Raw genomic sequence first — 16994 nt, 5'->3', positions numbered from 1 at the left:
CATCGACCAAGGAGTAGTTTCATGCACAGCCACCACCCAATTTCCTATGACGTCATCATCTGCGGCGCCGGCCCGGTCGGCTTGTTTCTCGCTTGCGAGCTGCGTTTGGCCGGCCTCTCGGTCCTGGTATTGGAAAAGGCCGACGACCCCAGCTCGCCGCTGAAACGGCTTCCTTTCGGCATGCGCGGTCTGTCAGCCCCGACCATCGAGGCCTTCCATCGTCGCGGCCTGCTGGACGCCATTGTGCCGCCGCCGGCGAAGAATGGCCCGGGCGACGACACATTGGCCGCCGCGCACTGGATGCGGCAACCGCGCCGCCCGGGCGGCCATTTCGCCGGCATCCAGTTCCATCTCGACGCCGTCGACAGCTCGAAATGGCCCTATCGCCTGCCCGGCCCGGCGGGCACCAGCATGGCGGTCGAGATGGAGCATCTGGAAACAATGCTCGCCACCCGCGCAGACGCGATGGGCGTCGAGATCAGGCGCGGGCTCGGCGTCGAAAACTTCGCCCAGTCGCACGAGGATGTGACCATCCGCGCCGGTGGCGAGGTCTTTCGCGCCCGCTGGCTCGTCGGTTGCGATGGCGGCCGCAGCACGGTGCGCAAGCTTGGTGGATTTGCCTTCACCGGCACCGCTGCCGAGTTCACCGGCTATTCCGTCGACGTCGAAATTGCCGATCCGGACACGCTCGGCCTTGGCCGCCACTACACCCCGACGGGCATGTACACCTACTCGCGGCCAGGCACCATCGCGATGGTCGAGTTCGACGGCGCCGCTTTCCATCGGACAGAGCCGGTCACGCTGGAGCACGTGCAGGCGGTGCTGCGCCGCGTGTCCGGCACCGACGTCACCCTGACGGCGCTGCGCCTCGCCACCACCTGGACCGATCGCGCCTACCAGGCGACCACCTACCGCAACGGGCGGGTGCTGCTTGCCGGCGACGCCGCGCACATCCATTCTCCATTGGGCGGCCAGGGCCTCAACCTAGGGATTGGCGACGCCATGAACCTCGGCTGGAAGCTTGCCGCCACCATCCGCTGCGACGCGCCGGCCGGCCTCATCGACAGCTATTTCGACGAGCGGCATCCGGTGGCCGCGCAAATCCTCGACTGGTCGCGCGCCCAGGTCGCGCTGATGCGGCCAAGCCGCAGTTCACGCGCGCTCGAAGCCATCATCCGCGACCTCATCGACACGCGCGACGGCGCCACCTACTTCGCCGAGCGCGTCTGGGGCGTTTCGCTGCGCTACAACCTTGGCGGCAGCCACCCACTGGTGGGCCGCAGCGCGCCCGATTTCGAACTGGCCGACGCAACGCGGCTCGGCGAGCGCTTGCGGAACGGCCAAGGCCTGTTGCTGGACTTCGATTCCCACCCTGCCCTGCAAGCGCTTGCCAGCCACTGGAGCGGGCGGATCGCCTATGTCGCCGGGGATGCCAGGGAGCGCCTGGGCCCGAGCGCCCTGCTCGTGCGCCCCGATGGCTTCGTCGCCTGGGCCGCTGATGGCGAGCCTGACCTTGGCGAAGCGACGCAGGCCGCATCGCGATGGTTTGGCGAAGCGGCAACAGGTGGCTGCGCATGCTAAGGAACTGTTTGAGCCTGATTTCGGTTGTCTGCTGTGCGAAGTGCCGTTCCACGAAGGCACCTGATGAGCGAACATGAAACATGGCAGACAAGAAGCGCGATTCCCTGCGAAAGGTCCTGAGTGGCATCGTCGCGGCAATTGCCGGCGCGCCTGATCGCGAGCAAGGCCTGAGCACCGCCAAAGCGTCAGCAGTCGCCGAGTGGCCGCTGCCGCCATCGGCAACGCTTGGCTCCGCCTTGCGCCTGAAAGGGATCGAACGCGAAATTCGAGCCCGCCTGCCGTGGGCTGTGAGGCGATTTGCCAAGGCCGAGACGGGCCGCATCGTCTTGCGCATGTTGAAAACCGACGCGGATGCCTTCCAGGCGGCCTCGGCAATCATCTCCAGGACACTGGAGGGGATCGAAACCCTGGCCGTGCTTCCGCGCGAGACAGAGGACATTCTCACCATCTCCGCCCGCGAGCGTCACAAATGGCTGAAGGACGGCCGCCTGAAGAGCATCGGCACCCGCACCGTCAAGATGCGCGGGCGATCCAAGGCCGTGACCTTCCATGTCTTCGATCCACGACACATCGAGGATGTTCTCGATCGCGACCTGGCGAGCGCCTGGCGGGAGGAAGATGCGCAGGAAGCGTCCGAAAACAGACGGCGCGGTGCCGGCAAGGCCGCCCTGACGCGCGCGGGAAAACGACAGCGCAAGGCGCGCAGCGCCAGGACTTCGGGAAAGGATGATGCTCCACCGCCGAAGCTGGAGGGCTGGGACACATTCGAGGCGGAAGGCCTGCTGCGCTAGAGCCGAGGACGCTTTTTAGCCGGTCCGAAGCGTTAAATCCCGCGGTCCGGAAAAACCAGGCGGTTGTCGGGAATCGCCCCGGCCGTTCGTCCTTTGGGTGCAACCAAGAACCGAACCAACCACCCGGAGCCTGCCATGATCCCCACCATCACCGCCTTCGAACGATCGCCCGACGGCGGCAAGGGACTGGCGCGCGATACGCGCGTTCGCTGGGCGCTCGAAGAAGTGGGGCAACCCTATGAGGTTCGTCTCGTTTCCTTCGCCGGGATGAAGGCGCCTGGCCATATGGCCATCCATCCGTTCGGCCAGATCCCCACCTATGAGGAAGGATCTCTGTGCCTGTTCGAGACCGGCTCGATCGTCTTTCATCTTGCCGAACGGCATGCGGGCCTGCTGCCCAGGGATCGCGATGCCCGCGCGCGTGCCATCACCTGGATGTTTGCCGCCCTCAATACCGTCGAGCCGCCCATCCTCGAATTGACGACGGCGAGAATATTCGAAGCCGACAGATCCTGGAGCGAGGAGCGCCTGCCATTGGTCAAGGACCGGGTTCGCGCCCGGCTGGACCAGCTCTCGGCCTATCTGGGCGCCGCCGAGTGGCTCGATGGTGCGTTCAGCGCCGGTGACCTTTTGATGGTATCGGTGCTGCTGCGGCTACGCATGTCGGGCATTCTGGACGAATATGAAAACCTGGCTGCCTATGTGGCGCGCGGCGAAGCTCGCCCCGCTTACGCCAGGGCCTTCGCCGCGCAATTTGCGGTCAACGCCGCATCATAAAGCCGACACACCAAAGCGCGGCGCTTCCGGCTTGACCGCTTGCCCAGGCGAAGACGGCTACGGATATTTCGCCTTTGCGCCCGGGTTTAGATCGCCCTGCAACTCTTTCGGCAAAGGCAGACTCGAGCATTGCAGGTGCACGTCGCGGGCGTAACGCTTTCGCTGCTTCTGCTCGGCCTCCTTGGTGGCCGCGATGATGCCCAGGCCGTACGGGCCGAGGACCGCGAATTCCCAGCCCGGATGTTGTTTTTCGCGCGCCGCGTAGTCCGAAGCCGCCGCCCGCGCCTGCTGGCATTCCGGCGACGCCCATTTCGGATCCTGCGGCGAAAGCGACGCGCCATAGTCGACCGGAGAGGTCGCGCATCCGGCCACTGTCGCGGCCAATGCGACGGACACTGCAATTCGCATCTCAACCCTCATCCAAAGCCCTTCTCGCTGGCCGCAAACCTCGCAGGCGCCGCGTCGGCGCCAATCACGTGTACGCGATGTCCCGCCGGAGCGCTTGCCATAGGCCTCGCTTCATGTCGATCTTTCCGCGGCCAGATTCAGGCCGCGTGCCTGGAACCAAATGACGGGCGAGACTGTTCCGTTGTAACTTTAACACAGCGCTGGCGCGCCCGGTCGGTTGGGCAAGCGGCGACTTCGAGGAGCTCTCATCATGAATATTTCGTCCGGATTTCGTAGAATCGCGGTTGCCGCCATCGCCACCGCGGGCATCGGCTTTGCCAGCGCCGCGCATGCCGACAGCGGCACGATCCGCTTTGCCGTCTACAAGGCGGCCTTCTTCGTCGGCGGTTCCGGCGGCGAAGGCACGTTCACCTTCCACGGCAAAACCTATCCCATCTCGATCGGCGGCGTCTCGGGCGGCCTCGCCTTCGGCGTTTCAAAGACCTATTTCCGAGGCACCGTGCGCCACATCAGGCGCGTCCGCGATGTGACGGGGGTCTACGGTGCGGCGGGCGGCGGCGGCACGCTCGGCAAAGGCGCCCAGATGATCGTCATGACGAATGACAGGGGTGCCCAGCTCGAACTCACCGGCAAGCAGGTCGGGCTGCAGGTCAACGCCGATCTCAGCGGCATGGCCATCTCGCTGAGGTAAGGGACCCTCGCCCATTCCTTCGACGGTAAGAGGTCTGACGGAAAAGTCCGGAAGGCGGCGTCGGCTCGACAGCCGCCTTTTCCCTGGCCGAAGACCGACAGGCTGTTGATCCAGACACGAGGTTGGACGCATGGCGCTCAAACGGATGGACAATGTCGGAATCGTCGTCGATGACCTCGAAGAGACGATCGATTTCTTCCGCGAGCTCGGCCTTGACCTCGAAGGGCGGGCCACGATCGAAGGCGAATGGGCGGGACGTGTCACCGGATTGGGCGATCAGCACGTCGAGATTGCCATGATGCGCACGCCGGACGGTCACAGCCGGCTCGAACTATCCCGCTTCCTCACGCCGCCGGTCGTCGCGGATCACCGCGACGCCCCGGTCAACGCGCTGGGCTACCTGCGCGTCATGTTCACCGTGGACGACATCGACGATACGCTTGAAAGGCTTCGCAAGCGCGGTGCGCGGCTCGCAGGCGAGGTCGTTCAGTACAAGGACGTATATCGGCTCTGCTACATTCGCGGACCCGGAGACCTTCTCATCGGCCTCGCCCAGGAACTCGGCTGAGCGCGATGCGATGACAATGGCCAAGAGCGACCAATGCCGGCTGGCGCGTCTCACAAGGCCCCTGGTAGCCTAGAGCGTTTCACCGTTTCATGGAAACGGCGAACCGCTCTAACTCTTTGTTTTGACGCAATTCCGGACGGAAAACCGCTCACACTTTTCCTGGAATTGCTCTAGCTCCGCAGCCCCGGCGCCTCCTGCCCCGTCCTCTCGACATACTCGGTATAGCCGCCGCCATAGGTATGGATGCCTTCCGGCGTCAGTTCCAGCACGCGGTTCGACAGTGCGGCCAGAAAATGCCGGTCGTGCGAGACGAACAGCATGGTGCCCTCATATTGCGACAGCGCCTCGATCAGCATCTGCTTGGTGGCGATGTCGAGGTGGTTGGTCGGCTCGTCCAGCACCAGCAGATTGGGCGGGTCGAACAGCATCAGCGCCATCACCAGCCGCGCCTTCTCGCCGCCTGACAGCACGCGGCACTTCTTCTCGATCTCGTCGCCGGAAAAGCCGAAGCACCCGGCAAGTGCGCGAAGCGGCGCCTGGCCGGCCTGCGGGAAATTGTCTTCCAGCGTCTGGAACACGGTGCGCTCGCCTTCGAGCAGCTCCATGGCGTGCTGGGCGAAATAGCCCATCTTCACGCTTGGCCCGCGCGCCACCGTGCCGGTGTCGGGGTCGGAAGCGCCGGCCACCAGCTTCAGCAGCGTCGACTTGCCGGCACCGTTGACGCCCATGATGCACCAGCGCTCGCGGCGACGGACCTGGAAGTCGAGCCCCTCATAGATGGCGCGGCTGCCATAGGCCTTGTGGACGTTCTTCAAGGTGACGACATCCTCGCCGCAGCGCGGCGCCGGCTGGAACTCGAAATTGACGATCTGGCGGCGCTTGGGCGGCTCGACGCGGTCGATCTTGTCGAGTTTCTTCACCCGGCTCTGCACCTGCGCGGCATGGGAAGCGCGCGCCTTGAAGCGCTCGATGAAGGCGATCTCCTTGGCCAGCATCGCCTGCTGGCGCTCGAACTGCGCCTGCTGCTGCTTGTCGGCGATCGCCCGCTGCTGCTGGTAGAATTCGTAATTGCCCGAGTAGGCGGTGAGCGAGCCGGCATCGATCTCGACGATCTTGTTGACGATGCGGTTCATGAACTCGCGGTCGTGCGAGGTCATCAGCAGCGCACCGTCATAGCCTTTCAGGAACTGCTCCAGCCAGATCAGGCTTTCGAGATCCAGATGGTTGGACGGCTCGTCGAGCAGCATGACATCGGGCCGCATCAGCAGAATGCGCGCCAGTGCCACGCGCATCTTCCAGCCGCCGGAGAGTTTTCCGACATCGCCGTCCATCATCTCCTGGCTGAAGCCGAGGCCATCCAGCACCTCGCGGGCGCGGCCGTCCAGCGCATAGCCGTCGAGCTCCTCGAAGCGATGCTGCGCCTCGCCATATTTCTCGATGATCTCGTCCATCCGGTCGGCCTGGTCGGGGTCGGCCATCGCCGCTTCCAGTTCCGCCATCTCGGCCGCCACGTCGCTCACCGGCCCGGCGCCGTTCATCACTTCGGCGACGGCGCTATTGCCTTGCATGTCGCCGACATCCTGGCTGAAATAGCCGATTGTGACGCCGCGATCGACCTGCACCTGGCCCTCGTCGGGCTGCTCCTGGCCGGTGATCATGCGGAACAAGGTCGTCTTGCCGGCGCCGTTCGGCCCGACAAGGCCAATCTTCTCGCCCTTCTGCAAGGAAGCCGACGCCTCGATGAAGACAAGCTGACGGCCGTTCTGCTTGCTGATGCTTTCAAGTCTGATCATGCGGTTTCCGGGGAATTGGAACTTGGGAGGATTTTCCCCGGGCCATACGCGATGGCGGGCGCCAGAGGAAGAGGCGCAAGCGCCGCAGCGGGCGCGACGCTCTTCCTTCCCCCTTGTGGGGGAAGGTGGATCGGCGCGCAGCGCCGAGACGGTTGAGGGGTGTTCCAGTGGAGTGAGACGTTGGCGTTCCCTGGAGCACCCCTCATCCGACCTCGCTGCGCGAGGCCACCTTCTCCCTCAAGGAGAGAAGGAAAAACCCTGCCAGACATACTTCAGAAACAAGATTCAACATGCGGGAAAAACTGAAGAAAACATCGTCTGCGATAACCATCCTCGTAGCGACCGGACAGTGGCCGCCACACAACGCACAGGGATGGTCCCGACAATGCAACGACGTTCGACCGGATGGATGGGTGCCCTCGCAGGCATTTCGCTCGCCATGCTTGCGGTCGCGCAATCGGCTGCGCAGGCGGCGGTTACCCGGAGCGAATATTGCAGCCGGCTCGGTTCTCAACTCGACGGAGCCATCCGGACCAAAGCCGAACCCGGCGCCAGCGCCAGCCAGATCGCCACGGCAGAGGCACTGCAGGACAAGGCCAACCGGTTTTGTGCCGAGCGCAAGGAGGCGCAAGGCATCCGGACCTACGCCAACGCCCTGAAACTTCTTGGAGTGACACCGGTCGACCTCGACCAGTGACAGCAACCATCAATCCGAAGGAAAGCCTATCATGAACAAGCCCCTCCTCTCCGCCCTCGGTCTCGCCATTTCGCTCGGTCTGGCCATGCCGGTTATCGGCACCAGCACGGCCAACGCGGCCGCCACCGCCGCCGCTGCGCCGACCACGGCTCCGGCTCCCGCGGCGTCGACTATGGCTCCCGCTGCCACGGCCAAGCCGGCCCAGGCTGCCGCGCACAAGCACGTCAAGAAGCATGTTAGGCACAGCAAGAAGCACCATCGGCATGTAAGGAGGCACGGCCACCGGCACGTCGCCAAGAAGCACACCCACAAGAAGCACGGCCACGCCAAGGCGGCTTGATCGCCAGCTTTTTTCTGACTTCCTCCCGGGAAAAGGCCGCCATTCGCTAAAAGCGAGGGCGGCTTTTTCTTGTGTACAAGAAGGCAAGCCGGATCCGCTGAAAGTTAGTCAAAACAGGCGCTTACGGTAACTCCGCGCTTCAGATCGTGAACCGCCTCAAGCCACCCCGACCTGTTCGCTCACCACGGCAGTCTTTTGCCGTCGCGGAAGAAGCCGCCCGTCGGCCCGTCGTCCGGCAAGGTCGCGGCCCAGACGATGCCGGCCGCCCCTTGCGCCACCGGGCGTCCGCCCGGCCCGCCCATGTCGGTGGCGACCCAGCCCGGGCAGATGGCATTGACCAGCACGCCGGAGCCGCGCAATTCCGCCGCCAGCACGCAGGTCAGCGCATTGAGCGTCGCCTTCGATGTCGAGTAGGCCGGCGCGCCCGCTCCCATCGAGGCCAGCGAACCGCCCTCCGACGACACATTGACCAGCCTTCCGTGGCCGCCGGCCTTGAGCAGCGGCGCGAAGGCGGCCGCCACCCGCCAGGCGCCGAAGACATTGGTCTCGAAGGCTTCGCGGATGACAGTCCAGTCCGGTCGCGAGGCGCGCGAGCCGGTGTCGTAGTGGATGGCGGCATTGTTGATCAGCACGTCGAGCCGGCCGAACCGGCGTTCGACCTCATCGGCTGCCCTTGCAGCCGCGTCGGATGCTGCGACATCGAGCGCGATGGCCTCGACATGGCCGTCGAGCGCTTTCGCTGCCGCCTCGCCCTTGGCCAGATCGCGCACGCCGAGCAGCACGGTGAAACCGAGTTTCGCCAGTTGGCGGCCGGTTTCAAGTCCGATGCCGCGATTGGCACCGGTGATGAGGGCGACTTTGTCGGGATGCATGGTCATGGGGAATGCCTCCGTTATCGTCTCGGGAAAAGATGGCACAGCCGTAATTGATTTATTAGGCGGCGGAGATCGCAATCATTGTGCCGCCGAGTGCATGAATTGACCGAGCAGGAATCGGGTGTCGTCCGATGGCGTGCCATGCGATCGTTCGCCGATCACGAGGATCGGCCATGCTCACGCTTCACGATTATCTGCCATCGCAAAATGGCTGGAAAGTCCGGGTTCTGCTCGGCCTGCTGAAGATCCCTTACCAGACCCGCCTCGTCTCGATCTTCGAGGGCGAGAGCCACAGCGATGCCTTCCTTGCCCTCAACCCGGCGGGCGCGGTTCCCGTGCTCCAGCTCGAAGACGGCAGCGCCATCGCCGAATCCAACGCGATCCTCACCTACCTCGCCGAAGGCACGCCCCTGCTGCCGGCGGACCGCTACCGGCGCGCCAAGGTGATGCAGTGGCTGTTCTTCGAACAGTACAATGTCGAGCCCGTGATCGGCTCGCTGCGTTTCTGGACCTTGACCGGACGGCTCGAGCGCAACCATGCCATGGTTGCCGGCAAGCGCGAGGCCGGCGCCCGCGCGCTGGCCGCCCTGGACCGCAGCCTTGCCGAGACGCCGTTCCTCACCGGAAACGACCTCACCATCGCCGACATCGCCATCTACGCCTACAGCCACCGCGCCGGGGATTGCGGCTTCTCTCCAGCGGACTACCCTGCATTCCTCGCCTAGACCGGCCGCGTGGGCGACGCCATCGGCCAGGGCTATCCGGTTCACCCCTACGGCATCGACCCGCATTCGGGCGGCTGAGACTACTTCTTGCCCTGCGGATAGATCGTCTCGCCACGCTTCAGCATCGCGACAAAGGTCTCGATCTTCTTCTTGCGGCCGGCCTCGGTCTTCATGTTGTGGGTGCGGAAGGCGAGCGAGAAGCGGTTCTGGGCGCTGAGTTTTTCCAGCATCGCCTTCGCCGCCGGCTCGGCATCGATGGCCGCCTGCAAATCGTCGGGGATTTTCATCTCCTTGCTGCCGCCATAGGCGCGCGCCCAGCGCCCGTCGGCCTTGGCGGCTTCGACCTGTTTCAGCCCATGCCCGGTCATGCGGCCCTCCTCTACCAGCCGCGCGACATTGTCGATGTTGATCTTGCTCCAGATGCTCTTCTTGCCGCGCGGCGTGTAGCGCTGGAGAAAACTGTTCTCGTCCAGCCCCTTGCGCACCGCATCGATCCAGCCGAAGCACAGCACGACGTCGATGGCCTCCTTCGGCGTGATCGACTTCAGTCCAGACCCGACCTTGTGCACCTTGATCCACACCTCGCTTTCGGTGGCGTGGTGCTGACCGAGCCAGGCATAAAAACTTTCCGCGTCGGGGAATTCCCGCACCTTGTCGGGATCGACCTTGACCGGCGCCATCAGTGCGCCCGCGGGTTCAGAATCGTTGTCGCTGGCGTCCCTGTCATCTTGCCTCCATCATCCTGCGATTTCCGGCATTATGGCATCGCCCACTACCCAATTCCCGTCAGCAGTGAGGCACGGTGCCGCGAAATAGGGAACGCGATATACATCGCCGTGTTGCGGCTGGAGCGCGCCCGACCAGATGGAGGAGCGCGATGCTTCCCCACCGTGCTATAGGATCACAAATGCCAGGCTTGGGGGATGTGCCACAATGAAATCTCTGCTCTTCGGCCTTGCCTTGTTGCTGCCGGGCGTGGCGCTGGCCGAACCGATAGAAACCCGCAAGATCATCACCGCGCTGACCGGCGACTTCAACGGCGACGGCGCTCCCGACCTTGCCATGGTGGTCGAGACCGCGCCGACCGACCCGATGGACATCCACTTCTTCCTCGGGGACAAGGAGCATAATTACCTCAAGCCCGTCGAAATCGTGCGCGAACAGATCGGTGGCGAGTGGAACGGTTACGACCGGCCGGGCTACGAGAACTCCGCCACCGAGCCGGAGCTGACCATGCTGCCCAACGGCTCGATCAAATTCTATCTGCCGGCGCCGGAGATCGGCAGCGAGCGCACCAACCAGACGCTGACCATCGCCTACCGCGACGGCGCCTTCATCGTTGCCGGCTTCGCCTACGATTCCGATGATTACCTGCAGGAGAATGCCGCCAGCGCCTGCGACTACAACGTGCTGACCGGCAAGGGCACCAGTTCGAAGCAGCAACCGGACGGCAGCACCAAGCACAAGACCGTGTCGGCTGAAGGCAGGACCATCGCATTCCGGGACTGGAACTCGGGCGACGCCTTCGCTGCTTGCCAGGAATAAGTGGCGCGCGCTGCGCCTTCGGCCGGCATCAGGCCGGTGGCGGCATCGCCGGTGTCAGGCCGTGACGGCGCATGATCTCCATCATCGCAGCCTTGTCAGGCGGCCCGCCGGCAGCGGCGTTGAGCAGACCGAATGCCTCGCGGAAATAGTCCGGACCAATTGCCGCCGGCGTGATGACGCACAGCGTCTTGGCATCCCGGGTGCCATTATTGTCGAAGCGGTGGACGGCGCCGCGTGGAATGCACAGCGCCTCCCCCGGCCCAACCTCGATCGGCTTGCCGTTCACGGTCCAGGTCAAGACCCCGTCAATGCCGTAGATCGTTTCCTCGTAATGATCGTGGCTGTGCGCCGGCGCGGGCAGGCGCTGAGCGCTAGGCACCATCAGTTCGAAAGCGGCGACACTGCCGTTCGAATTTTCGCCCGACACCAGGAAACGGACCGACAGGCCCTTGGTGCCGATGGTCTCATTGGCTGGGTTGACCTGAAGATCCATGGCTGACATTGCGCAAACCTCTCCGGTAAATTACATTTACTAGCAGTCAGTAAACTCAATTTACCGGATCGTCAATGGCCACCTCCACCGAAGTCCTGCAGACCAAGACCACGGACCTTTTGATCGGCGCCCTGCTGCGCGTGCCGGCGCAGGCCATCCAGCGCCGGCTGATCAAGGAGCTCAACGCCGCCGGTTTCGACGAATTGCGCCTGCCGCATATGGCCGTGCTGCAGTTTCCCGGCCCGGACGGCGCGCGCCCCGGCACCATCGCCGAACGTGCCGGCATGAGCAAACAGGCGATCAACCAGTTGCTCAGCAGCCTCGAAGGCTACGGCTATATTGTCCGCTCCGACGGCGAAGGCAGCGCGCGCGTGGTGCACGCCACCGAACGCGGCCACGCTGCCTTCTGGAAGATGGTCGACATATTGCGCGACATCGAGGAGGAGTGGCGCACCGAGCTCGGGCCGGAGCGCTTCGAACAGCTCAAAGCGCTGCTGTTCGCCGTCTGGGACAGTCCGCTGGTGCGCTGACCGAAACCGCATTCGTGCATCATCATCGGCATTTCCGATGACGCTATCGGTTTCTTCCGTTTCCTTCTCGGCACACCGACCTGCCAATCCCCTGTCCTTGTCCCATCAAAGCAAAGGCAGAGCGAAATGAACCTTTCGAACCAGAAGATCCTGATCGTCGGCGGCGGCTCCGGCATGGGCCTGGCGCTGGCCAGGCGCTGCGTCGAGGCCGGCGCCACGGTCATCATCGCCGGGCGCAGCGAAGACAGGCTGCAAGAGGCGCGCGAGGCGCTTGGCAATCCCGCCGGCCTCGACGTTGCCGTCGTAGACATCGCCCGGGAAGGCCAGGTTGCGGCGCTGTTCGCCGAGATCGGTGGGCTCGACCACATTGTCAGCACGGCGGCCGACATCGACGGCGCCTACAGGCTGCTGCCGGAGCTTGACCTGAAGGCGGCGCAACGCATGGTCGACAGCAAGCTGTTCGGCCCGCTGCTGCTTGCCAAGCACGGCGCGCCACGGCTTGCCGCGGGCGGCTCGATGACCTTCATCTCCGGCATCGCCGCCTACCGGCCGGCCGCGCGCGGCTCGGTCGTCGCCGCCGTCAACGCCGCGCTCGAAGGGCTGGTGCGGGCGCTGGCCGTCGAACTTGCGCCGACCCGCGTCAACGCCGTTTCGCCCGGCTGGGTCGACACCACGATCTGGGCTCAGGTCGCCGGCGACCGCAAGGCCGAGATGCTGGCGGCGATGGCCGAGCGGCTGCCGGTCGGCAGGGTCGGCCAGCCCGAAGACATCGCCGACGCCATTTTCTTCCTCATCGGCAACGGATTTGCCACCGGCACGACGCTGCATGTCGAAGGCGGGCACCGGCTGGTTTAGCCGGTGGCGGTCTTCGCCAGGGAGTTGTTTGGAAACAATGCTTTGGAGCCATCTGCCGATTCAAGTCCTGAGCCCGTCTCAAGACGTTCCGGCACCAGCGCGTCGCGCGCGGCGGCGAGCAATTGCCTGAGCGCCGGCGGCTGGATGCGCCGGCGTCGCCAGATCATCGTCAGTGGTGCCGTCCGCATTCGGCCGGGCCATGGCAATTCCCTGAGCTCGCCACGCGCCAGCGCATCGCTGACGGCGAGACGGGGAAGGAGGCCGAGCCCGGCACCCGTCGCCACCAGCCGGGCAATGGCGCCGATGCTGCCGACTTCGGCCGCGGGTTGGGGCGGAACCATATCCGCCTCGGCAAAAGCGGTGTCGAACATGTGCCGGTAGACGCATCCGGGCTCCGTCGCCACGAAGCGCAGAGCGGCCAGGTCTGCCAGGTCGCGCGGCGCGGCGGCTTGCCCGGGAGCCGCGACCAGCACCAGCGGTTCGGCCCCTATCGTGCGCCTGGCCAGGCGTCCGTCGGCGGCGCGCTTCGCACCGTCCTGACGCTCGAAGCAGAAGGCGACGTCGATGTCGCCGTCCTCCAGCAGGCGCCGCAGCGTGCCGCTGTCGGCCACCTTCATCCGCACGGTGATGTCGGGATGGCCAGCCTGGAACCCCGGAAGCCAGGGCGCCAGCCGGGCCGAGGCGATCGTTTCCAGCGCGCCGATGGTCAGTGCCCCGCTGCTGCGCCCGGCAGCCGCCAGCACCGCGGCGCGCGCCTCGCCGTCGAGCCGCAGCAGCTCTTCGGCGATCGGCTTCAGCGCCAGCCCGGCCGGCGTCAGATCAAGGCCGGACTTCGAACGCGTGAACAGGGCAGCACCCAGTTCGGCCTCGAGAGACTGGATCTGGTCGCTGACGCTCGATTGCGCGAGGTGAACCGCCTCGGCGGCACGCGTGATGTTGCGGCTGCGCGCCACCGCGAGGAAGGTCTTGAGCAGTCTGGGGTGCATTGCCGGGCCGACACCAGGCCTATTGCAGTTGCGGCTTCTTCAAGAAACTGCCGCGGTCTGCGGATTTGACGCGCAGCCAGGTCTCGCGGCCGTCGCGCACCACCCGCATCGGGATCTCGGCGCCGGCCGAGCCGCTGTCCCACAGCTTGCGATAGAAATCCGCGAGCCCGTCGACGGCGCCGTCGCGCACCTCTGAGATGACGTCACCCTGGCGCAGGCCGGCTTTTGCCGCCGGGCCGCCCTCGGTCACGCTCATCACCACCACCTTGCCGTCGCTTTCGGCCGACAGGGCGCCGAGCCACGGGCGCGGCGGCTTGGCCACCTGGCCGCGCGTCAGCAGATCGTCGAGGATCGGCGGCAACAGGTCGATCGGCACCACCATGTTGATATCGGCGACCTCGCCGGCGCGGCTCATCTGCAGGCGCAGCGAACCGATGCCGAGCAGCGCCCCGTCGGCGCTGAACAGCGGCGCCCCGCCCCAGGACGGATGCGCTGGCGCGATGAAGATCGCCTCGTCGAGCAGATACTCCCAATAGCCGGCGAATTCCTGCTTGGTGACGATCTTGGCCTCGACCGCCCGGCCGACGCCGTCGGCAAGCACCACCGCGTCGCCGATCCTGGCCTTGCCGGCATCGCCCAGCGCCACGGCCGGCAGGCCGGTCGGCGCCAGCGCCTGGACAAGGCCGAAACCCGATTCCTGATCATAGGCCAGCGCGTGCGCCGGGATGACACGGCCGTCATGCGCGGTCAGCCAGACCTCTTCGGCCTCGGTGATGAGATAGCCGATGGTCAGCACCAGCCCGTCATTGCGGATGACGACGCCGCTGCCTTCCCTGAGCGTGCCCAGCGCGCCGGCTGTGAAGGCATCCTCGGGAACAGTGGCGCGCACGGCAACGACGGAGCGCGGATTGGGATTGATGGCCATGATTTTGTCCTGCGATGCAAATGCTTGGCGGCTTCTCCTATAGGTATGGCTCGGAGGGGATGCTGCAAGGGGTGAGAAGCGGTGGCCGCAGGCCACGAAAAGCCAATTGCTTGGCTTTCGAGTTTCGAACGGTGAAGGCCCGGTCCGCCTTCAGGCAGATCAAAAGTTCCAGTGGGCGTTTTGAAGGGCTGGGGCGCGGCGCCCGCATAAACAATAGTTCAACGCAAGTTGAACTTTCGCCTCCGCGGCCCTAGCTGTAGATGCATCCGCTCAATCACATCCTTCCCATCCCCACCCGAGGCCCGACATGACAGACTACACCCCGCCGAAAGTATGGACCTGGAACAAGGCAAATGGCGGCGCCTTTGCCAGCATCAACCGGCCGATCGCCGGGCCGACGCATGACAAGGAATTGCCCGTCGGCAAGCATCCGCTGCAGCTCTATTCGCTGGCGACGCCGAATGGCGTCAAGGTCACCGTCATGCTGGAGGAGCTTCTGGCGCGCGGCCACAAGGGCGCCGAATACGATGCCTGGCTCATCCGGATCAACGATGGCGACCAGTTCGGCAGCGGCTTCGTCGAGGTCAACCCCAACTCCAAGATCCCGGCCCTGATGGATCGCAGCGGCGCCCCGCCGGTGCGCATCTTCGAATCCGGCTCGATCCTGGTCTATCTCGCCGAAAAGTTCGGCGAATTCCTGCCCACCGAGCAGCCGGCGCGCGCGGAAGTCCTGTCCTGGCTGTTCTGGCAGATGGGTTCGGCACCGTATCTGGGCGGCGGCTTCGGCCATTTCTATGCCTACGCGCCGCAGAAATTCGAATATGCCATCGACCGTTTCGCCATGGAAACCAAGCGGCAGCTCGATGTGCTCGACCGCCGGCTGGCGGAGACGGAATATCTCGGCGGCGAGGATTACACGATCGCCGACATGGCGGTGTGGCCCTGGTATGGCGGGCTGGCGCTCGGACGCATGTACAATGATTCCGGCGAGTTCCTGTCGGTGCAGGAATACAAGCACGTCCAGCGCTGGGCCAAGGCCATCGACGCCCGGCCGGCGGTCAAGCGCGGCCGCATGGTCAACCGCGCCTTCGGCGAGCCGGCCCTGCAACTGCATGAGCGCCACGACGCCAGCGACTTCGACACCAAGACGCAGGACAAGCTGGCCGCCGAATAGGCGGCGGCAAAAGCTGGCAAGAAAAACCCGCCACCAGATTGGTAGCGGGTTTTTTCAAATGCCTGATGCTGAACCAGTCAGTGCAGCACTTCTACGATCTGACGGGTGTCCGGGTCGACCAGGACAGTCTGGTCGTTGATCACGGCGACGCGATACTTGACGTTGGGCACTTCGCGCAGTTCGACCTTATCGGGCACCGGCGAGCCGAGCTTGAGCTCAAGGCCCAGCAGATTGACCGACGCCAGCGGCTGCTTCTTGACGTATTCGCGAACCACAGTTTCCTGCTCCGGCTGAACGACGATGGTATCCGCCAGGGCCGCACCGATGCCGCCCATCAGGACGATCGCGGCTGCCGCACTCGAAAGATAATGTTTCATAACAACCTCCATATCCATTATCCGGGCTTCCGGCCCTGTGGGAGAACTCGGCCACCGTCACGAGGTTCCATTTCGATTTGTGGAATAAATGCGACACGCCCAACAAATGCCTATTTTCTATTTTTTTCGAAATCGAGCGAAAGCGCGCAATCTATGCTTTTGACAATCCGCGATTAATTACCGGATTTGAGGAATGTCTCGGAATGCACTTGACTCGGAGGATGCATCCGAGGTGCTCTTTCCAGATAGAACGCGAACTGTCGATTGCCTTGGCGACAGCTAACGTAGAGCGCACGCTGTCGTTCCACATGCCGTCATGGAAGACATTAAAAGGCTCGCCGGCCGGAAACAGGGGCTGGTAGTCGGTCGTCCCACTGGCGATCTATCCCCGGTATCCGGCCTCACAAGTGATCGGCCTCACAGCGAAACACCGTCGCGATGCAGCGGCGGAACACCGTCGACCTCACCCTCGCTCACCGCCTTGCGTGCGCGACTGTAGATCAGCCGCATGACGAGCGCGAAATAGCCGACTTGGAGGACCACCAGCACGGCTATCGTCCAGCCCAGCGCCTTCCAGAAAGAACCGGTGGCCATGTAAGCCCAGACCGCCACGATGATGGTCGTGGCTGACATCCCCACGAGAAATTGTCCAAAATACATCGATCCCGCATCGCCGAAACCACCCGGTTTCGCACGACTCCCTGCCCGAATTCCCAATGCCCGCCTATAAAGTTTCATTATTTTAGCAACTACGCAACTATGTGATCGTCCGACCTTAGCCCAGCCTCGAAATTTGTTGCGCGTTGACCTGGTCGGGAGCAATTTGATGCTCACGGACTGCGGGTGGCGCAGAAAATAAGTCC

Annotated in this window: 20 protein-coding genes and 1 pseudogene; 12 read left to right on the top strand and 9 right to left on the bottom strand. The window is 64.4% G+C overall.

Features of this window, described 5'->3' with window-relative positions:
* Positions 1-21: 21 nt before the first annotated feature.
* The 3 genes from CK227_RS27495 to CK227_RS27485 all read left to right on the top strand — a co-directional run bounded on the left by CK227_RS27495 (position 22) and on the right by CK227_RS27485 (position 3149).
* The gene (locus CK227_RS27495) at positions 22-1581 is read left to right on the top strand and encodes an FAD-dependent monooxygenase (protein ID WP_095775103.1); all 1560 of its coding nucleotides are present in this window, start codon (positions 22-24) and stop codon (positions 1579-1581) included.
* A gap of 80 nt (positions 1582-1661) precedes the next feature.
* Positions 1662-2372: a hypothetical protein gene (locus tag CK227_RS27490; RefSeq protein ID WP_095775102.1), complete on the top strand. Its 711-nt coding sequence runs from the start codon at positions 1662-1664 to the stop codon at positions 2370-2372.
* 135 nt (positions 2373-2507) lie between these two features.
* Positions 2508-3149: a glutathione S-transferase family protein gene (locus CK227_RS27485; RefSeq protein WP_095775200.1), complete on the top strand. Its 642-nt coding sequence runs from the start codon at positions 2508-2510 to the stop codon at positions 3147-3149.
* Between the two features lie 57 nt (positions 3150-3206).
* On the opposite strand, the gene CK227_RS27480 is transcribed toward CK227_RS27485, so the two are convergent.
* Positions 3207-3557, bottom strand: a complete 351-nt coding sequence (locus CK227_RS27480) for a hypothetical protein (RefSeq protein WP_095775101.1) — start codon at positions 3555-3557, stop codon at positions 3207-3209.
* Between the two features lie 250 nt (positions 3558-3807).
* Here CK227_RS27480 and CK227_RS27475 point away from each other — a divergent pair, with 250 nt between their 5' ends.
* Both CK227_RS27475 and CK227_RS27470 read left to right on the top strand, forming a co-directional pair.
* The gene (locus CK227_RS27475; protein WP_095775100.1) at positions 3808-4248 is read left to right on the top strand and encodes a hypothetical protein; all 441 of its coding nucleotides are present in this window, start codon (positions 3808-3810) and stop codon (positions 4246-4248) included.
* Between the two features lie 130 nt (positions 4249-4378).
* Positions 4379-4816, top strand: coding sequence for a VOC family protein (locus CK227_RS27470; protein WP_095775099.1), 438 nt, complete (start codon positions 4379-4381; stop codon positions 4814-4816).
* A 170-nt stretch (positions 4817-4986) separates the two neighbouring features.
* Here the strand turns inward: CK227_RS27470 and CK227_RS27465 are convergent, their stop codons facing one another.
* Positions 4987-6609 (bottom strand): ABC-F family ATP-binding cassette domain-containing protein, encoded by a 1623-nt coding sequence (locus tag CK227_RS27465; protein ID WP_095775098.1) that lies wholly within the window; start codon positions 6607-6609, stop codon positions 4987-4989.
* 385 nt (positions 6610-6994) lie between these two features.
* Between CK227_RS27465 and CK227_RS27460 the strand changes: the two genes are divergently transcribed.
* Positions 6995-7306 (top strand): hypothetical protein, encoded by a 312-nt coding sequence (locus CK227_RS27460; RefSeq protein WP_179296013.1) that lies wholly within the window; start codon positions 6995-6997, stop codon positions 7304-7306.
* A gap of 31 nt (positions 7307-7337) precedes the next feature.
* Positions 7338-7646, top strand: a complete 309-nt coding sequence (locus CK227_RS27455; RefSeq protein ID WP_095775096.1) for a hypothetical protein — start codon at positions 7338-7340, stop codon at positions 7644-7646.
* A 179-nt stretch (positions 7647-7825) separates the two neighbouring features.
* Here the strand turns inward: CK227_RS27455 and CK227_RS27450 are convergent, their stop codons facing one another.
* Complete coding sequence (locus CK227_RS27450) at positions 7826-8524, bottom strand: SDR family NAD(P)-dependent oxidoreductase (protein ID WP_095775095.1); 699 nt, start codon at positions 8522-8524, stop codon at positions 7826-7828.
* A 170-nt stretch (positions 8525-8694) separates the two neighbouring features.
* Between CK227_RS27450 and CK227_RS27445 the strand changes: the two are divergent.
* Positions 8695-9324 (top strand): annotated as a pseudogene (locus CK227_RS27445) (glutathione S-transferase family protein).
* Between the two features lie 2 nt (positions 9325-9326).
* Here the strand turns inward: CK227_RS27445 and CK227_RS27440 are convergent.
* On the bottom strand, positions 9327-9926 hold the full coding sequence (locus CK227_RS27440) for a YdeI family protein (protein WP_095775094.1): 600 nt from the start codon (positions 9924-9926) through the stop codon (positions 9327-9329).
* A 253-nt stretch (positions 9927-10179) separates the two neighbouring features.
* Between CK227_RS27440 and CK227_RS27435 the strand changes: the two genes are divergently transcribed.
* Complete coding sequence (locus CK227_RS27435; protein WP_095775093.1) at positions 10180-10791, top strand: hypothetical protein; 612 nt, start codon at positions 10180-10182, stop codon at positions 10789-10791.
* A 28-nt stretch (positions 10792-10819) separates the two neighbouring features.
* On the opposite strand, the gene CK227_RS27430 is transcribed toward CK227_RS27435, so the two are convergent.
* Entirely contained in the window at positions 10820-11293 is a 474-nt protein-coding gene (locus CK227_RS27430) for a cupin domain-containing protein (protein ID WP_095775092.1), read from the bottom strand.
* A 65-nt stretch (positions 11294-11358) separates the two neighbouring features.
* On the opposite strand from CK227_RS27430, the gene CK227_RS27425 reads away from it, so the two are divergent.
* Both CK227_RS27425 and CK227_RS27420 read left to right on the top strand, forming a co-directional pair.
* On the top strand, positions 11359-11814 hold the full coding sequence (locus CK227_RS27425; protein WP_095775091.1) for a MarR family winged helix-turn-helix transcriptional regulator: 456 nt from the start codon (positions 11359-11361) through the stop codon (positions 11812-11814).
* 126 nt (positions 11815-11940) lie between these two features.
* Positions 11941-12669 carry an SDR family oxidoreductase gene (locus tag CK227_RS27420; protein WP_095775090.1) on the top strand — a complete coding sequence of 243 codons (729 nt, stop codon included), beginning with the start codon at positions 11941-11943 and terminating at the stop codon, positions 12667-12669.
* Here the strand turns inward: CK227_RS27420 and CK227_RS27415 are convergent.
* Positions 12666-13655, bottom strand: a complete 990-nt coding sequence (locus tag CK227_RS27415; RefSeq protein WP_095775089.1) for a LysR family transcriptional regulator — start codon at positions 13653-13655, stop codon at positions 12666-12668. The two genes, CK227_RS27420 and CK227_RS27415, sit on opposite strands and share 4 nt — an antisense overlap.
* Positions 13656-13674: 19 nt before the next feature.
* Positions 13675-14580, bottom strand: coding sequence for a S1C family serine protease (locus tag CK227_RS27410; protein WP_095200613.1), 906 nt, complete (start codon positions 14578-14580; stop codon positions 13675-13677).
* A gap of 307 nt (positions 14581-14887) precedes the next feature.
* Between CK227_RS27410 and yghU the strand changes: the two genes are divergently transcribed.
* The gene (yghU, locus tag CK227_RS27405; RefSeq protein WP_095775088.1) at positions 14888-15754 is read left to right on the top strand and encodes a glutathione-dependent disulfide-bond oxidoreductase; all 867 of its coding nucleotides are present in this window, start codon (positions 14888-14890) and stop codon (positions 15752-15754) included.
* Positions 15755-15831: 77 nt separating this feature from the next.
* Here the strand turns inward: yghU and CK227_RS27400 are convergent, their stop codons facing one another.
* Positions 15832-16131 (bottom strand): DUF1236 domain-containing protein, encoded by a 300-nt coding sequence (locus CK227_RS27400; RefSeq protein WP_095775199.1) that lies wholly within the window; start codon positions 16129-16131, stop codon positions 15832-15834.
* Positions 16132-16548: 417 nt separating this feature from the next.
* Positions 16549-16764: an exopolysaccharide production repressor protein gene (locus tag CK227_RS27395; protein WP_348628976.1), complete on the bottom strand. Its 216-nt coding sequence runs from the start codon at positions 16762-16764 to the stop codon at positions 16549-16551.
* Between the last annotated feature and the right edge of the window lie 230 nt (positions 16765-16994).

Origin of the sequence: Mesorhizobium sp. WSM4308 (assembly GCF_002294905.1) — a bacterium.
Lineage (GTDB): Bacteria > Pseudomonadota > Alphaproteobacteria > Rhizobiales > Rhizobiaceae > Mesorhizobium.
The sequence above is the reverse complement of the archived record's forward strand: the minus strand, read 5'-3'. Positions and strand labels throughout refer to the sequence as shown.

Coding starts and splice junctions, on each gene's coding strand:
- CK227_RS27495 (WP_095775103.1), top strand. CDS start 22: ATGCACAGCCACCACCCAATTTCCTATGACGTCATCATCTGCGGCGCC.
- CK227_RS27470 (WP_095775099.1), top strand. CDS start 4,379: ATGGCGCTCAAACGGATGGACAATGTCGGAATCGTCGTCGATGACCTC.
- CK227_RS27485 (WP_095775200.1), top strand. CDS start 2,508: ATGATCCCCACCATCACCGCCTTCGAACGATCGCCCGACGGCGGCAAG.
- CK227_RS27460 (WP_179296013.1), top strand. CDS start 6,995: ATGCAACGACGTTCGACCGGATGGATGGGTGCCCTCGCAGGCATTTCG.
- CK227_RS27425 (WP_095775091.1), top strand. CDS start 11,359: ATGGCCACCTCCACCGAAGTCCTGCAGACCAAGACCACGGACCTTTTG.
- CK227_RS27480 (WP_095775101.1), bottom strand. CDS start 3,557: ATGCGAATTGCAGTGTCCGTCGCATTGGCCGCGACAGTGGCCGGATGC.
- CK227_RS27475 (WP_095775100.1), top strand. CDS start 3,808: ATGAATATTTCGTCCGGATTTCGTAGAATCGCGGTTGCCGCCATCGCC.
- CK227_RS27395 (WP_348628976.1), bottom strand. CDS start 16,764: ATGTCAGCCACGACCATCATCGTGGCGGTCTGGGCTTACATGGCCACC.
- CK227_RS27490 (WP_095775102.1), top strand. CDS start 1,662: ATGGCAGACAAGAAGCGCGATTCCCTGCGAAAGGTCCTGAGTGGCATC.
- CK227_RS27420 (WP_095775090.1), top strand. CDS start 11,941: ATGAACCTTTCGAACCAGAAGATCCTGATCGTCGGCGGCGGCTCCGGC.
- CK227_RS27440 (WP_095775094.1), bottom strand. CDS start 9,926: ATGGCGCCGGTCAAGGTCGATCCCGACAAGGTGCGGGAATTCCCCGAC.
- yghU (WP_095775088.1), top strand. CDS start 14,888: ATGACAGACTACACCCCGCCGAAAGTATGGACCTGGAACAAGGCAAAT.
- CK227_RS27400 (WP_095775199.1), bottom strand. CDS start 16,131: ATGAAACATTATCTTTCGAGTGCGGCAGCCGCGATCGTCCTGATGGGC.
- CK227_RS27410 (WP_095200613.1), bottom strand. CDS start 14,580: ATGGCCATCAATCCCAATCCGCGCTCCGTCGTTGCCGTGCGCGCCACT.
- CK227_RS27465 (WP_095775098.1), bottom strand. CDS start 6,609: ATGATCAGACTTGAAAGCATCAGCAAGCAGAACGGCCGTCAGCTTGTC.
- CK227_RS27450 (WP_095775095.1), bottom strand. CDS start 8,524: ATGACCATGCATCCCGACAAAGTCGCCCTCATCACCGGTGCCAATCGC.
- CK227_RS27435 (WP_095775093.1), top strand. CDS start 10,180: ATGAAATCTCTGCTCTTCGGCCTTGCCTTGTTGCTGCCGGGCGTGGCG.
- CK227_RS27430 (WP_095775092.1), bottom strand. CDS start 11,293: ATGTCAGCCATGGATCTTCAGGTCAACCCAGCCAATGAGACCATCGGC.
- CK227_RS27415 (WP_095775089.1), bottom strand. CDS start 13,655: ATGCACCCCAGACTGCTCAAGACCTTCCTCGCGGTGGCGCGCAGCCGC.
- CK227_RS27455 (WP_095775096.1), top strand. CDS start 7,338: ATGAACAAGCCCCTCCTCTCCGCCCTCGGTCTCGCCATTTCGCTCGGT.